Source organism: Sphingomonas sp. LR55, assembly GCF_036856015.1.
Classification (GTDB): domain Bacteria; phylum Pseudomonadota; class Alphaproteobacteria; order Sphingomonadales; family Sphingomonadaceae; genus Sphingomonas.
On sequence record NZ_JASPFO010000001.1, the window covers coordinates 1,549,095 to 1,563,619 of the forward strand.

Below are 14,525 nucleotides of genomic sequence, written 5' to 3' on the forward strand. Positions count from 1 at the left end.
GGCGAGGTACGACGTGGCATGGGTTAGTCACACCCGCACAGTTACCGCGTGACCATGTTGCCGCGGTCGAACAGGTCGACGCTCTGTGGCGTGATCCACCCGTACGAATAATTCAGCTGGAACAGCACGAACAGCACCGTCGCCACCACGGTCACCCGCCACGCCGTCCGCCCCGAGCGAAACTCATGCGGCGCGCTCTCGGCCTGGCCGGGGACGTGTTCGCCCCCGACCTCGCGCGTCGTCTTCACGCCGAACGGCAGGACCAGGAACACCGAGAACGACCAGAACAGGACGTAGATCGCGAGTGCCGAGGTCCAGCGCACCCAATCAGCCCTCGATCAGCAGCACGTCGACGATCGGCTGCTTGCCGGTCCAGCGCTTCGCGACCTTGCGCACCGCAAGACGGATCTGCTCACGCATCTTCTCGCTCTCGCGCTTGCCGCCGCGCACTGTGTCCGCAGCTGCCTGGACCGCATCGGCGATGAATGCCGCGCGGTCTTCCTCGACCGGCACGCCCTGCACGCGGACCTGCGGCTGGCCGACCATCCGGCCGTCCTTGCCGAGCGCGACACCGACCGAAATCTGACCGTTGATCGCGAGCTTCCGCCGCTCGCTCAGCGTCGCGCCATCGGCCGGCAGGATCACGTCGCCGTCGAGCACCAGACGCCCGACGGTCGCGTTGCCGATCTTCGCAGGGCCCTTGGGCGCCAGACGGATGATGTCGCCGTTGCTCTGCACGATCGCGCGCGGAATGCCCTGCTCGAGACCGAAGCGCGCATGCTCCATCATATGACGCATCTCGCCGTGCGTCGGCACGAGTACCTCGGGCCGCAGCCAATCATACATCTGCGCGAGTTCCGGCTGACCCGGGTGACCCGACACATGGACGTGCGCCTGGCGCTCGGTGATCATGCGGATGCCCTTGGCCGCCAGCGTGTTCTGGATACGACCGATCTGGACCTCATTGCCCGGGATCTGCTTCGACGAGAAGATCACCGTGTCGTCGGCGTCGAGCGTGATCGTGTGCTGGCCATTGGCGACGCGTGCGAGCGCCGCGCGTTCCTCGCCCTGGCCACCGGTGGCGATGATCAGCACCTTGTTCTTGGGAAGGCGCATCGCCTCGTCGGGGCTGATCGTGTCGGGGAAATCCTTCAGATAGCCCGTCGCACGCGCCACCTTGATGATCCGGTCGAGCGAACGCCCGGTCACGCACAGCTTGCGTCCGGTTTCCTTCGCGACTTCGCCGAACGTGTGCAGCCGCGCGGCGTTCGACGCGAAGCTGGTGATCATAACGCGGCCCTTGGCCTTGCTGACTTCCTCGTGCAGGCCCTGGCGGACGGTGCTTTCGCTGCCCGACGCGGTGGTGTTGAAGATGTTGGTCGAATCGCAGACGAGCACGTCGACGCCCTTGTCGCCGATCGCCATGAAGCCTTCGGGCGTGGTCGGGTTGCCGATCACCGGGTTCTTGTCGAGCTTCCAGTCGCCGGTGTGGAACACGCGACCATAAGGCGTGTCGATCAGCAGCGCGTTCGCCTCGGGGATCGAATGCGACATCTCGACGAACGTGAAGCCGAACGGCCCGAGCTGGAAATTGCCGCCCATCGGGATCATCTTGAGCTTCACGCGGTTGGCGATGCCCTCTTCCTCGAGCTTGCCGCGGATCAGACCCATCGTGAACGGGGTCGCGTAGATCGGCACGCCGAGGTCTTCGGCGAGGTACGGCAGCGAGCCGATATGATCCTCATGGCCGTGCGTGATGACGATGCCGAGCAGGTCGTCGATCCGGTCCTCGATGAAGGACAGGTCGGGCAGGATCACGTCGACGCCGGGATATTGCGGATCGGCGAAGGTGATGCCGAGATCGACCATCACCCACTTGCCCTGGCACCCGTACAGGTTGACGTTCATGCCGATTTCGCCGGAGCCGCCAAGGCCACAGAAAAGGAGTTCGTTCTTCGGAGTCATTGATTACTTTCAGGATTATACAGGAATATGGCCCGCAGGCCGGTCGGCGCGAGCCCAATGGCCCTAGATATGGTGACGATCCCACATCATCGCCAGCCCCTGGATCGTCAGGTCGGCTTCGATGACGTCGAACACGTCGGTCTGTTTCTCGAATAATGTGGCGAGGCCGCCGGTGGCGACGACCTTCACGGGACGGCCGATTTCGCGCTTCATCCGCGCCACCAGCCCCTCGATCATCGCGACATAGCCCCAATAGATGCCGATGTGCATCTGCGAGACGGTGTTGAGCCCGATGACGCTGGTATCGGTCGGCGCCTCGATCGCGATCCGCGGCAGCTTCGCCGCGGCGGTCACCAGCGCGTCGAGCGACAGGTTGATCCCCGGCGCGATGATCCCGCCCTTGTACGCGCCGCTATAGTCGACGACGTCGAACGTGGTCGCGGTGCCGAAATCGATCACGATCAGGTCGCCGGGATGCAGCGCATGCGCGGCGATCGTGTTGACCGCACGGTCGGCGCCGAGCGAGGCAGGCTCGTCGACATCGATCGCGATGCCCCATTCGACCGGCGCATGGCCCGCGATAAGCGCTTCGGTGTTGAAGTACTTCGACGCGAGTACCTGGAGATTGTGGAGCGCGCGGGACGACCGTGGCGACGATCACGCCCTCGACCGCGGTGCGATCATGCCCGCCGAGCTGCATCAGCTGGCTCAACCACACCGCATATTCGTCCGCCGTCCGCCGCGGATCGGTCGCGATCCGCCAGCGCGCGACGATCTCGCCGGCTTCGACGAGCGCGAACACGACATTGGTATTGCCGGCATCGATCGCGAGCAGCATCAGCAGGGCCTCAAAGCAGGAAGACGTCGGCAGCGTGAATGACACGCCGCTCGCCAGACGCCAAGCGGAGGATCAGCGCGCCGTCGGTGTCGAGCCCGACGAACAGGCCGTCGATGCCGCTACCATCGGGAAGTCGTGCGGTCAGCGCGGTACCGACGGGATGGGCGCAATCGACCCAGCGCTCGCGAACCGGCGCGATGCCCTCGGTGCGCCAGCGGCCGATCCAGCGCGCGAAACTGTCCGCGAGGATGTCGAGGAACATTGCCGGCTCGACCACCACACCGTGCGCGGCGAGATCGGTCGTCGCACGGTCGGGCAGATCGGGATGATGTGCGATGTTTACGCCATAGCCGACGATCACCGCATTATCCGCACGTTCAAGCAGGATGCCCGACAGCTTGGCATCCGCAAGCAACAGGTCGTTGGGCCATTTCAGTACCAGCGTCTCGCTCGCATCGGTCGTGCCCTGGCAGATCCCGGCGACCAAGAAGGTCGACACCGTTTCCTGCAAGGCAACCGCGGCAACCAGCGCGAGGCTGGCAGCCGGCGGATCGTTCGGCCGCAACCGGACCAACGTGCTGGCGTAAAGGTTACCCTCGGGCGACGACCATTCGCGCCCGAGCCGCCCCCGCCCCGCCGTCTGGCGGATCGCGCGCAACCAGAGACCGTCCTCGGCACCGCCGCGCGCAAGCTCCAGCAGGTCGGCGTTGGTCGATCCTGTTTCCGCGACGGTGCGAATGGTGCTCAGAACAACGCCCGTGCGGCCGCCATCGTCCATGCGCCAAGCACGGGGATGAGGAGGTAGCCGGCTGGCGACACGAACACCGCGGCGATGGCGATCAGGCCACCCTCGACCTTGCTCTCCATCGGCGCGAACGCCGGTGCCGGATCGTCGAAGTACATCGTCTTGACGACGCGCAGATAGTAATACGCGCCGATCACCGAAGCGGCGATGCCGACCACCGCCAGCGGGAACAGCCCGGCGTCGACCGCCGCGCTGAACACCGCGAACTTCGCGTAGAAGCCGAACAGCGGCGGGATGCCGGCAAGGCTGAACATGAAGATCGCGAGTGCCGCGGCGAGTGCAGGCCGCGTGCGCGACATGCCGGCGAGGCTGTCGATCGTCTCGACCGGCTGGCCGTCGTCACCACGCATCTGCAACACGACCAGGAACGAACCCAGCGTCATCGCGACGTAGATCGTCAGGTACATCAGCACGCCCGACACCCCTTCCGGCGTCCCGGCCGCAAGACCGATCAGCGCGAAGCCGACATTGTTGATCGACGAGTAGGCGAGCAGGCGCTTGATGTTGGTCTGGCCGATCGCGGCAACCGCACCGAGGATGATCGAGGCGAGTGCTGCGAAGATCACGATCTGGCGCCACTGGTCCGTCGCCGGGCCCATCGCATCGACCGCCACGCGGACGCTGAGCGCAAGCGCCGCGACCTTGGGCGCCGACGCGAAGAACGCGGTGACCGGGGTCGGTGCGCCTTCGTACACGTCGGGCGTCCACATGTGGAACGGCACCGCGCTGATCTTGAACGCAAGGCCAGCGAACACGAACACCAGACCGAACAGCAGGCCAAGCGACTTGGTGCCCGCATAGGCTTCCGAGATGCCCGAGAACAACGTCGTACCGCTGAACCCGTAGACCAGCGAGATGCCGTACAGCAGGATGCCGCTGGCCAGCGCGCCGAGCACGAAATACTTCAGGCCCGCCTCGGCCGAACGCCCGTCGCGCCGCATGAAGCTGGCGAGGACGTAGGCCGCAAGGCTCTGGAGTTCGAGACCGACATACAGCGTCAGCATGTCGGTGGCCGAGACCATGATCCCCATGCCGCAGGCCGACAGCAGGATCAGCACCGGATATTCCGGACGGAGATCGTCGCCGTGCGTACGGGCGAAGAAGCTCGGCGCCATCACGATCGCGACCGCCGAGGCGATGTAGATCAGCACCTTGGCGAACGCGCCGAACGCGTCCGCGCGGTACAGGCCGTCGAACGCATAGCCACCCGACGACGCCGGACCGACCAGTGCGATCCCTGCCCCGACCAGGACGAACACGGCGGCGATCGAGACGGCGCGCGTGGACTTGTCCCCGCCCCAGGCCGAGACGAGCATCAGGGCGATCGCACCCAACGCCAGCACCAGCTCGGGCAGCGTCATTGCGATGTTAGCGGCGTAATCCATCAGTGTGCCTCCCGTGCGCGGCACTATCGACAGTGGCGGGGTTCCCCGCGTGGACGGTGGCGGGCTTCCCCGCAGTTGGGTTGGAATCGCTGGCGGGCTTGGCGCGATCGACACGACCGAGAAGCACGCCCACATCCTTGCGCATCGGTGCCAGGAAACTCTCGGGATACACGCCCATCCACAGCACGACGGCTGCGATCGGTGCGAGCAGCCACATCTCGCGGCCCGACAGGTCGACCATCGCCCGGACGTCGTCCGACTTGATCTCGCCGAACACGACGCGACGGTACAGGAACAGCATGTACGCGGCGCCGAGGATGATGCTCGTCGTGCAGAGCAGCGCGGTCCAGGTCGAGACCTGATACGTGCCCATCAGCGACAGGAACTCGGCGACGAAGCCGCTGGTGCCCGGCAGGCCGATCGAGGCCATCGTGAAGAACAGGAAAAAGATCGCGTATTTCGGCATGTTGATCGCGAGGCCACCATAGCGCGAGATCTCGCGGGTATGCAGCTGGTCGTAGATCACGCCGACGCACAGGAACAACGCGCCTGATACCAGGCCGTGGCTCAGCATCATGATCATCGCGCCTTCGATGCCCTGCCGGTTGAACGCGAACAGACCGATCGTGACGATCGCCATGTGCGCGACCGACGAATAGGCGATCAGCTTCTTCATGTCCGACTGCACGAGCGCGACGAGCGACGTGTAGATCACCGCGACCGCCGACAGGCCGAAGATCAGCCAGGTCAGCTGCCCCGAGGCTTCGGGGAACATCGGCAGCAGGAAGCGCAGGAAGCCGTATCCGCCGAGCTTCAGCAGCACGCCCGCCAGGATCACCGAGCCTGCGGTCGGCGCCTGGACGTGCGCGTCGGGCAACCAGGTGTGGACCGGCCACATCGGCATCTTGACCGCGAACGATGCGAAGAACGCCAGCCACAGCCATGTCTGCACATACGCGGGGAAGTCGTAGTTCAGCAGCGCCGGGATGCTGGTCGTGCCCGCGGTCTTCGCCATGTACAACATCGCGATGAACATCAGGACCGAGCCGAGCAGCGTGTACAGGAAGAATTTGTACGACGCGTAGATCCGGTTGGCGCCGCCCCAGATGCCGATGATCAGGTACATCGGGATCAGACCGGCTTCGAAGAACACGTAGAACAAGAACAGGTCCTGCGCCGCGAACGTGCCGATCATCAGCACTTCGGTGAACAAGAACGCCGCCATGTATTCGGGCACGCGCGTCGTGATCGAGCGCCAGCTGGCGCCGATGCAGATCGGCATCAGGAACACGCTGAGCATGATCAGCATCAGCGCAAAGCCGTCTATGCCGAGCGACCAGCCGAACGGGCCGAAGATGCCGGGAGCATGCTCGACGAACTGCCACTGCGCGCCGCCGATGTCGTAATTCATCCACAGCATGATGCCGAGAACGAAGTCGATCAGCGTCGCCGCCAGAGCCAGCGTCCGCGCCGTATTCGCCGAAACGAACAGGCACACGACAGCCGCGATCATCGGGACCGCGATCAGGACGGAGAGAATAGGAAAGCCGGTCATTACAGTCCGATCGCCCAGGTTACGGCTGCGGTCAGCCCGATCAGCATGACGAAGGCATAGGTGTAGAGGTATCCCGTCTGGAAGCGGTTGGCCACGCGGCTACCGATCTGCACGACCCAGGTCGCGCCATCAGGCCCGAACCGGTTGATCGTCTTCTCGTCGCCGCGGTGCCACAGGAAGCGGCCGATCGCGAACGCCGGACGGACGAAGATCAGGTCGTACAGCTCGTCGAAATACCACTTATGCAGCAGGAAGTCGTAGAGCACGCCGAACTGTTCGACGACCTTGGCCGGGAACGTCGGTGCCTTGATATAGGCATACCAGGCGGTCAGCAGGCCGAGCAGCATCGCGATCGTCGCCGACAGTTTGATCAGCAACGGCACGCCGTGCATCTCGTGCATCAGATGTTCGCGGAACGCGAGTGCGCCCTTCCAGAACTCCTCGCCTGCGGTAGGCTCGATGAAGAAGCCGTGGAACACGAAGCCGGCGAGGACCGCACCGACCGATAGCACGATCAGCGGGATCAGCATCGGCAACGGGCTCTCGTGCGGGTGATAGCCACCATCGCCTTCGGCCGGTGCGTGCGTCGCGTCGTGATGACCGTGCGGCGCATGACCTGCGTCCTCGGCCTGAGCCGGGTTCGCATGATGGTCATCCGCGTGATGCGCGTCGTGCGCGTGATCATCGTGACCATGCGCGTCATGGAGCGCATGCTGGATATGCTCCGATGCGGCCCAGCGCGGTTTGCCCCAGAAGGTCAGGAACATCACGCGCCACGAATAGAAGCTGGTCAGCAACGCGACGAGCACGCCGACGAACCACACGCCCGGCTGACCCGCAGCCCAGCTCGCCTCGATGATCGCATCCTTCGAATGGAAGCCTGCAAAGCCGATCGCGGTGTTGCCGAAGATGCCGGGGATGCCGACGCCGGTGATCGCGAGCGTGCCCGCCATCATCGCCCAGAACGTCACCGGGATCTTCTTACGCAGGCCGCCATAATAGCGCATGTCCTGCTCGTGGTGCATCGCATGGATGACCGAGCCGGCGCCGAGGAACAGCAACGCCTTGAAGAACGCGTGCGTGAAGAGGTGGAACATCGCCGCGCCGTACGCGCCGACGCCCGCCGCGAAGAACATGTAGCCGAGCTGCGAACAGGTCGAATACGCGATCACGCGCTTGATGTCGGTTTGTACGAGGCCACAGGTGGCGGCGAACAGGCAGGTCGCCGCACCGACCGAGGTGACCACGGTCAGCGCGACCGGGCTCATCTCGAACATCGGCGACAGGCGGCAGACCATGAAGACGCCAGCGGTGACCATCGTCGCCGCGTGGATCAGCGCCGACACCGGGGTCGGGCCTTCCATCGCGTCCGGCAACCAGGTGTGCAGGCCGAGTTGTGCCGACTTGCCCATCGCGCCGACGAACAGCAGCAAGCAGAGCACCGTCATCGTATCGAAACGGTAGCCGAGGAAGCCGAGCGTCGAGCCCGCCATGCCGGGAGCCGCGGCGAGGATCTCGGGGATCGAGACCGTGCCGAACACCAGGAACGTGCCGAAGATACCGAGCATGAAGCCGAGATCGCCGACGCGGTTGACGACGAACGCCTTGATCGCCGCTGCGCTGGCAGAAGGCTTGCGGAACCAGAACCCGATCAGGAGGTAGGATGCGAGACCCACGCCTTCCCAACCGAAGAACATCTGGACGAGGTTGTTCGCGGTCACGAGCATCAGCATCGCGAAGGTGAACAGCGACAGATACGCGAAGAAGCGCGGCTGGTCGGGATCCTCGTCCATATAGCCCCAGCTATACAGATGGACGAGCGCCGAGACCGACGTGACGACCACGAGCATCACCGCAGTCAACGCGTCGACACGCAGCGACCATGCGACGTTCATGTCGCCCGAGTGGATGAAGTCGAGCAGCGGCGCGACGGTCGCCGTGCTGGTGCCCGACAGGAAGCCGATGAAGATCGGCCAGGACAACAGGCACGACGCGAACAGCGCAGCCGTGGTGACGAGTTTCGCCGGCACGTTGCCGATCACGCGATTGCCGAACCCGGCAACGATCGCGGCCAGTAACGGCAGGAAGACGATAAGCTGGATCAACCGTATTACCCCTTCATCCGGTTGACGTCGTCGACCGCGATGGTGCCGCGACCGCGGAAATAGATCACGAGAATGGCGAGGCCGATCGCGGCTTCACCCGCGGCGACCGTCAGCACGAACATCGCGAACACCTGTCCGACGAGGTCGTGGAGGAACGCCGAGAACGCGACGAGATTGATGTTCACCGCCAGCAGGATCAACTCGATCGCCATCAGAATGACGATGAGGTTCTTGCGGTTCAGGAAGATGCCGAGCACCCCCATCGTGAACAGGATCGCCGCGACGACCAGATAATGGACGAGACCGATCGTCACAGTTCGACTCCCTGCCCGACGACCGGGCTCGTGTTGCGCGTGGCGTCCTGCGGACGACGCGCGTTCTGGCGGCTGATGTTCTGCGCCTTGACGCCGCCACGCTGGCGGTGGGTCAGCACGATCGCACCGATCATCGCGACCAGCAGCACCAGACCGGCACCTTCGAACACGAACAGATAGCGCGTATAGAGCAGGTTACCGATCGCCTGGATGTTGGGCACTGTTTCGTTGATCGGAGCAGCACGCCGCGCGAGCTGGATCGGACCGGTGCTCCAGGCGCCGATCGCGATCATCACTTCGGCGGCGAGTGCAACCGCGAGTGCGAGACCGATCCCGAAATACCGGGCGACGCCTGCGCGCAGCTCGGTGAAGTCGATGTCGAGCATCATGACGACGAACAGGAACAGCACCGCGACAGCACCGACATAGACGATGACGAGCAGCATCGCGATGAACTCGGCACCGACCAGGATCATGAGACCCGCCGCATTGAAGAACGCGAGGATCAGCCACATCACCGAATGGACCGGGTTGCGCGACGCGATCGTCAGCGCGCCCGACAGGACGACGACGAAGGCGAAAAGGTAGAAGGCTAAGGCCTGGATCACGCGATCACCCTCCCCGTCGCCCCAGCGAACGCTGGGGTCTTCTGGTTGGTGGGCGCGCCCGTGCGGCACGAGATCCCAGCCTGCGCTGGGATGACGGAGTTAATCTGTGTCATCGCGGCGCTCGCTTAACGGTACGGCGCATCGGCGGCAAGGTTCGCCGCGATCGCGCTTTCCCAACGGTCGCCATTATCGAGCAGCTTCGACTTGTCGTAGATCAGCTCTTCGCGCGTCTCGGTGGCGAACTCGTAGTTCGGCCCCTCGACGATCGCATCGACCGGGCACGCCTCAGCACACAGGCCGCAGTAAATGCACTTGGTCATGTCGATGTCATAGCGCGTCGTGCGGCGCGAACCGTCGTCACGCGGCTCGGCTTCGATCGTGATCGCCTGCGCGGGGCAAACGGCCTCGCACAGCTTGCACGCGATGCACCGCTCTTCGCCGTTCGGATAACGACGCAGCGCATGCTCGCCCCGGAACCGCGGCGACACCGGATTGCGCTCGTACGGATAGTTGATAGTCGCCTTTTCCTTGAAGAAATAGCGAAGCGTCAAAGCGTGCGCCTTCACGAATTCCCACAGGGTGAACGACTTGATGATCTGAGCGACGCTCATGAACCCACTCCAACGCGCGTCAGCATGAGATAGCCCGACACGAGGAAAACCCAGAACAGCGAGACGGGGAGGAAGACCTTCCAGCCGAGCCGCATCAGCTGATCGTAGCGATAGCGCGGCACGGTCGCCTTCACCCAGCTGAACAGGAAGAAGAAGAAGAGGATCTTGGCGAACAGCCAGATGATCCCCGGCACGTAATAGAGCGGCGCCCAGTCGACCGGTGGCAGCCACCCGCCCCAGAACAACGTCGCGTTGAGTGCGCACATCAGCAGCACGTTGGCGTACTCGCCGAGCCAGAACAGCGCGAACGACATCGACGAATATTCGGTCTGGTACCCGGCGACGAGCTCGCTCTCCGCCTCGGTCAGATCGAACGGTGCGCGCTGCGTCTCGGCCAGCGACGAGATGAAGAACATCACCGCCATCGGGAACATCAGCGGGTTCAGGATGTACCCGTTGAAGAACCAGACATGCGACTTCTGCGCCATCACGATCGCCGACAGGTTGAAGCTGCCGGTCCACAGCACGACCGAAATCAGGATGAAGCCGATCGCGACTTCGTACGACACCATCTGCGCAGCCGCACGGAGCGCCGAATAGAACGGGTATTTCGAGTTCGACGCCCAGCCCGACAGGATGATGCCGTAGACGCCAAGCGACGACGCCGCGAGCACGTAGAGCAGGCCCACGTTGATATCCGCGAGGACGACGCCGACGCCGAACGGCACCACCGCCCAGACGATCAGCGCGACCGTGAAGGTGATGATCGGTGCCAGCAGGAACAGCGTCCGGTTGGCGGCTGCGGGGACGATCGTCTCCTGCAGGAACACCTTCAGGCCGTCGGCAAAGCTCTGCAGCAGACCGAACGGACCGACGACGTTGGGACCACGCCGCAACGCCATCGCCGCCCAGATCTTTCGGTCGGCATAGATGATCATCGCCACCGCCAGCATCAGCGGCAGCGCGATCACGAGGATGTCGATGATCGTCGCGAGGAAGAACGCCCAGTCGTAACCGAGCGAGGATTCGAACCAGGAGATCATTCGGCTGCCTCCGCGTAATCTTCTCCGTGGAGAAGTTCGGCCGAGCAGCGCTGCATCGTCGGCGACGCGCGGCAGATCGCGTTGGTCAGGTAGAAGTCCTTGATCGGATAGCCGGCGAGAACGCCCTCACCTGCACCGTTAAGCGAAGGCGGGTTCCACTCGAACGTCGCGAGCGCCTGATGACGCAGCGCAGGCACGTCCACGTACATTTCCTCGCGGAGACCCTCAAAGCTGTCGAACGGCAGCGTGTGGCCGAGCGTGTCGGACAGCGCGCGGAAGATCGACCAGTCGTCACGCGCGTCGCCCGGTGCGAACACCGCGCGCTCGCCGCGCTGGACGCGGCCTTCGAGATTGACCCACGTGCCCGACTTCTCGGCATAGGTAACGCCCGGCAGGATGACGTCGGCAGCCGCCGCACCCTTGTCACCGTGATGCCCCACGAACACCTTGAAGCCTGCGAACTTCGAGTAATCTACCTCGTCCGCGCCGAGGAAGAAGCCGAGCTTCGCCTCCATCACGTCGGCGATACCGCCCTTCTGCGCATAACCGAGCATCAGCCCGCCCATCCGTGAGGCCGCCATGTGGACGACGTTGAAGCCGTTCCAGTCCGCCTTCACGAGACCCAGCGTATCGACGAGCTTGAGAGCAGCCGCTTGGCCACCCTTCAGCGAGCCGCCACCGACGATCACCATTGGACGCTCAGCCTTGCCGAACGCCTCGGTCACCGCCTCGGGCAGCTTGCCAAGCAGCGCCAGATCGTCACCGAGCCACTCGACCTTGTAGGTCAGGTCCGTCTCCGGCCCTATCGCGAAGACCTTCGCGCCCTTCTTGATCGCTTTCCGCACCCGAGTGTTCACCAGCGGCGCTTCCCAGCGCAGATTGGTGCCCACCAGCAGGATCGCGTCGGCCCGCTCGGTGCCGGCGATCGTCGTGTTGAAATTGACCGCGGCGATGCTCGTCGCGTCATAATCCATGCCGGTCTGACGGCCTTCGAGCAGGCTCGAACCCATCTTCGCGAGCAGCGCCTTGGCGGCGTACATCGTCTCGCAATCGACCAGATCGCCGGCGACAGCCGCAACGCTCGACCCGGCGTTGACCGCCTTGATCGCCGCGAAGGCCTCGTCCCAGGTAGCGGGCTGGAGCTTGCCGTTCACCCGGACATAGGGCTTGTCGAGACGACGACGGACAAGGCCGTCGATCGCGTGGCGCGTCTTGTCGGTCGCCCACTCCTCGTTCACGTCCTCGTTGATCCGCGGCACGCAGCGCAGCACCTGACGACCACGGCTGTCGAGCCGGATGTTGGTGCCCACCGCGTCCATCACGTCGATCGTCAGCGTCTTGCGCAATTCCCAAGGACGCGCCTCGAACGCATACGGCTTCGACGTCAACGCACCCACCGGGCACAGATCGACGACGTTGCCGCTCAGCTCGCTCTTGACCGCATTCTCGAGATACGACGTGATCTGCATGTCCTCGCCGCGGAAGATCGCACCGATCTCCTCGACGCCGGACACTTCCTCGGCAAACCGGATGCAGCGCGTGCACTGGATGCAGCGGGTCATGACCGTCTTGACGATCGGGCCCATGTACTTCTCGGTGACCGCGCGCTTGTTCTCGTCATAGCGCGAATGGCCGCGGCCATACGCAACCGACTGGTCCTGGAGATCGCACTCGCCGCCCTGATCGCAGATCGGGCAATCGAGCGGATGGTTGATCAGCAGGAATTCCATGATGCCCTCGCGGGCATTCTTCACCATCGGCGAGTTGGTAAAGATCTCCTGCTTGTCCGCCGCCGGCAAAGCGCACGACGCCTGCGGCTTGGGCGGACCAGGCTTCACCTCGACCAGGCACATCCGGCAATTGCCGGCGATGCTCAGCCGCTCATGATAACAGAAACGCGGGATCTCCTTGCCGGCAAGCTCGCACGCCTGCAGCACGGTGGCACCGGCAGGCACCTCGATCTCTACGCCATCGACTTTGACTAAAGGCATTACTCTGCGGCTTCCATCATCGGCGCGGTGTCACCACCACGTTCGCGGATACGGCGCTCCATCTCGGGGCGGAAATGCTTGATCAGGCCCTGGATCGGCCATGCGGCTGCGTCGCCGAGCGCGCAGATCGAGTGACCCTCGACCTGCTTCGTGACCTGCTGGAGCATGTCGATCTCGGACAGTTCGGCGTCGCCGGTGCGCATCCGTTCCATCACGCGCCACATCCAGCCGGTGCCCTCGCGGCACGGCGTGCACTGACCGCAGCTCTCGTGCTTGTAAAAGTACGAGATACGGCTGATCGCGCGGACGATGTCGGTCGACTTGTCCATGACGATGATCGCCGCGGTGCCGAGGCCCGACCCGACCGCTTTCAGGCCATCGAAGTCCATCGCGCAGTCCATGATCTGCGCGGCGGGCACCAGCGGCACCGACGAGCCACCCGGGATTACGGCGAGCAAATTGTCCCAGCCGCCACGGATACCGCCGCAATGCGTCTCGATTAGGTCGCGGAACGAGATGCTCATCTCCTCCTCGACCACGCACGGCTTGTTCACATGGCCGCTGATCTGGAACAGCTTGGTGCCGCGGTTGTTCTCCGCGCCGAAGCTGGAGAACCACGCCGCGCCACGCCGCAGGATCGTCGGCGCAACCGCGATCGATTCGACATTGTTGACCGTCGTCGGGCAGCCATAGAGTCCAGCACCTGCCGGGAAAGGTGGCTTCAGCCGCGGCTGGCCCTTCTTGCCCTCGAGGCTCTCCAACATCGCGGTCTCTTCGCCGCAGATGTAGGCGCCTGCACCCCGGTGCACGAACACGTCGAAGTCGTACCCCGACCCGCATGCGTTCTTGCCGATGAAGCCGCGGTCGTACGCCTCGGCGACGGCTGCGAACAGCGTCTCGGCCTCGCGGATATATTCGCCGCGGATGTAGATGTACGCGGCGCGCGCGCATCGCGAACCCGGCGATCAGCGCGCCTTCGATCAGCTTGTGCGGATCGTGGCGGATGATCTCGCGATCCTTGCAGCTGCCCGGCTCGGATTCATCGGCGTTGATGACGAGGAAGTTCGGCCGATCGGGCTTCGGCTCCTTCGGCATGAACGACCATTTGGTGCCGGTCGGGAAGCCCGCGCCGCCACGACCGCGCAGACCAGACGCCTTCATCACGTCGATGATCGCGTCCTGGCCGAGCGCCATCAGGTCCTTGGTATTGTCCCAATCGCCGCGCATGATCGCTGCGTCGATGTTCCACGGCTGGAAACCGTAGACGTTGGTGAAGATGCGGTCCTTGTCGGCGAGCATCAGGCC

At 64.2% G+C, this 14,525-nt stretch carries 11 protein-coding genes and 2 pseudogenes; all 13 read right to left on the reverse strand.

Annotation, left to right across the window (positions count from 1 at the left end):
• Window positions 1-41 precede the first annotated feature (41 nt).
• Window positions 42-323, reverse strand: a complete 282-nt coding sequence (locus QP181_RS07180) for a DUF1467 family protein (RefSeq protein ID WP_093397299.1) — start codon at window positions 321-323, stop codon at window positions 42-44.
• Window positions 324-327: 4 nt separating this feature from the next.
• A complete protein-coding gene (locus tag QP181_RS07185; protein WP_333928121.1) occupies window positions 328-1,965 on the reverse strand; it encodes a ribonuclease J in 1,638 nt (545 codons plus the stop codon).
• Between the two features lie 63 nt (window positions 1,966-2,028).
• Window positions 2,029-2,803: pseudogene (locus tag QP181_RS07190) on the reverse strand (type III pantothenate kinase).
• A 10-nt stretch (window positions 2,804-2,813) separates the two neighbouring features.
• A complete protein-coding gene (locus QP181_RS07195; protein ID WP_333928122.1) occupies window positions 2,814-3,581 on the reverse strand; it encodes a biotin--[acetyl-CoA-carboxylase] ligase in 768 nt (255 codons plus the stop codon).
• Entirely contained in the window at window positions 3,548-4,993 is a 1,446-nt protein-coding gene (gene nuoN / locus QP181_RS07200) for an NADH-quinone oxidoreductase subunit NuoN (RefSeq protein WP_060524719.1), read from the reverse strand. The genes QP181_RS07195 and nuoN overlap by 34 nt, the downstream gene beginning before the upstream one ends.
• Window positions 4,977-6,548 carry an NADH-quinone oxidoreductase subunit M gene (locus QP181_RS07205; RefSeq protein WP_333928123.1) on the reverse strand — a complete coding sequence of 524 codons (1,572 nt, stop codon included), beginning with the start codon at window positions 6,546-6,548 and terminating at the stop codon, window positions 4,977-4,979. The genes nuoN and QP181_RS07205 overlap by 17 nt, the downstream gene beginning before the upstream one ends.
• Complete coding sequence (nuoL, locus tag QP181_RS07210) at window positions 6,548-8,653, reverse strand: NADH-quinone oxidoreductase subunit L (protein ID WP_333928124.1); 2,106 nt, start codon at window positions 8,651-8,653, stop codon at window positions 6,548-6,550. Before nuoL ends, QP181_RS07205 begins: the two co-directional genes overlap by 1 nt.
• Window positions 8,654-8,658: 5 nt before the next feature.
• Window positions 8,659-8,967, reverse strand: a complete 309-nt coding sequence (gene nuoK, locus QP181_RS07215) for an NADH-quinone oxidoreductase subunit NuoK (RefSeq protein ID WP_082441002.1) — start codon at window positions 8,965-8,967, stop codon at window positions 8,659-8,661.
• Window positions 8,964-9,575, reverse strand: a complete 612-nt coding sequence (locus tag QP181_RS07220) for an NADH-quinone oxidoreductase subunit J (protein ID WP_132896766.1) — start codon at window positions 9,573-9,575, stop codon at window positions 8,964-8,966. Before QP181_RS07220 ends, nuoK begins: the two co-directional genes overlap by 4 nt.
• A gap of 125 nt (window positions 9,576-9,700) precedes the next feature.
• On the reverse strand, window positions 9,701-10,186 hold the full coding sequence (nuoI, locus tag QP181_RS07225; protein WP_055877898.1) for an NADH-quinone oxidoreductase subunit NuoI: 486 nt from the start codon (window positions 10,184-10,186) through the stop codon (window positions 9,701-9,703).
• Window positions 10,183-11,229, reverse strand: a complete 1,047-nt coding sequence (gene nuoH / locus QP181_RS07230) for an NADH-quinone oxidoreductase subunit NuoH (RefSeq protein WP_056058320.1) — start codon at window positions 11,227-11,229, stop codon at window positions 10,183-10,185. Before nuoH ends, nuoI begins: the two co-directional genes overlap by 4 nt.
• Window positions 11,226-13,220 carry an NADH-quinone oxidoreductase subunit NuoG gene (gene nuoG / locus QP181_RS07235; protein WP_333928125.1) on the reverse strand — a complete coding sequence of 665 codons (1,995 nt, stop codon included), beginning with the start codon at window positions 13,218-13,220 and terminating at the stop codon, window positions 11,226-11,228. The genes nuoH and nuoG overlap by 4 nt, the downstream gene beginning before the upstream one ends.
• Window positions 13,220-14,519, reverse strand: a pseudogene (gene nuoF, locus QP181_RS07240) (NADH-quinone oxidoreductase subunit NuoF). Before nuoF ends, nuoG begins: the two are co-directional and overlap by 1 nt.
• Between the last annotated feature and the right edge of the window lie 6 nt (window positions 14,520-14,525).

Coding starts and splice junctions, on each gene's coding strand:
- QP181_RS07185 (WP_333928121.1), bottom strand. CDS start 1,965: ATGACTCCGAAGAACGAACTCCTTTTCTGTGGCCTTGGCGGCTCCGGC.
- QP181_RS07195 (WP_333928122.1), bottom strand. CDS start 3,581: ATGGACGATGGCGGCCGCACGGGCGTTGTTCTGAGCACCATTCGCACC.
- nuoN (WP_060524719.1), bottom strand. CDS start 4,993: ATGGATTACGCCGCTAACATCGCAATGACGCTGCCCGAGCTGGTGCTG.
- QP181_RS07205 (WP_333928123.1), bottom strand. CDS start 6,548: ATGACCGGCTTTCCTATTCTCTCCGTCCTGATCGCGGTCCCGATGATC.
- nuoI (WP_055877898.1), bottom strand. CDS start 10,186: ATGAGCGTCGCTCAGATCATCAAGTCGTTCACCCTGTGGGAATTCGTG.
- nuoH (WP_056058320.1), bottom strand. CDS start 11,229: ATGATCTCCTGGTTCGAATCCTCGCTCGGTTACGACTGGGCGTTCTTC.
- nuoG (WP_333928125.1), bottom strand. CDS start 13,220: ATGCCTTTAGTCAAAGTCGATGGCGTAGAGATCGAGGTGCCTGCCGGT.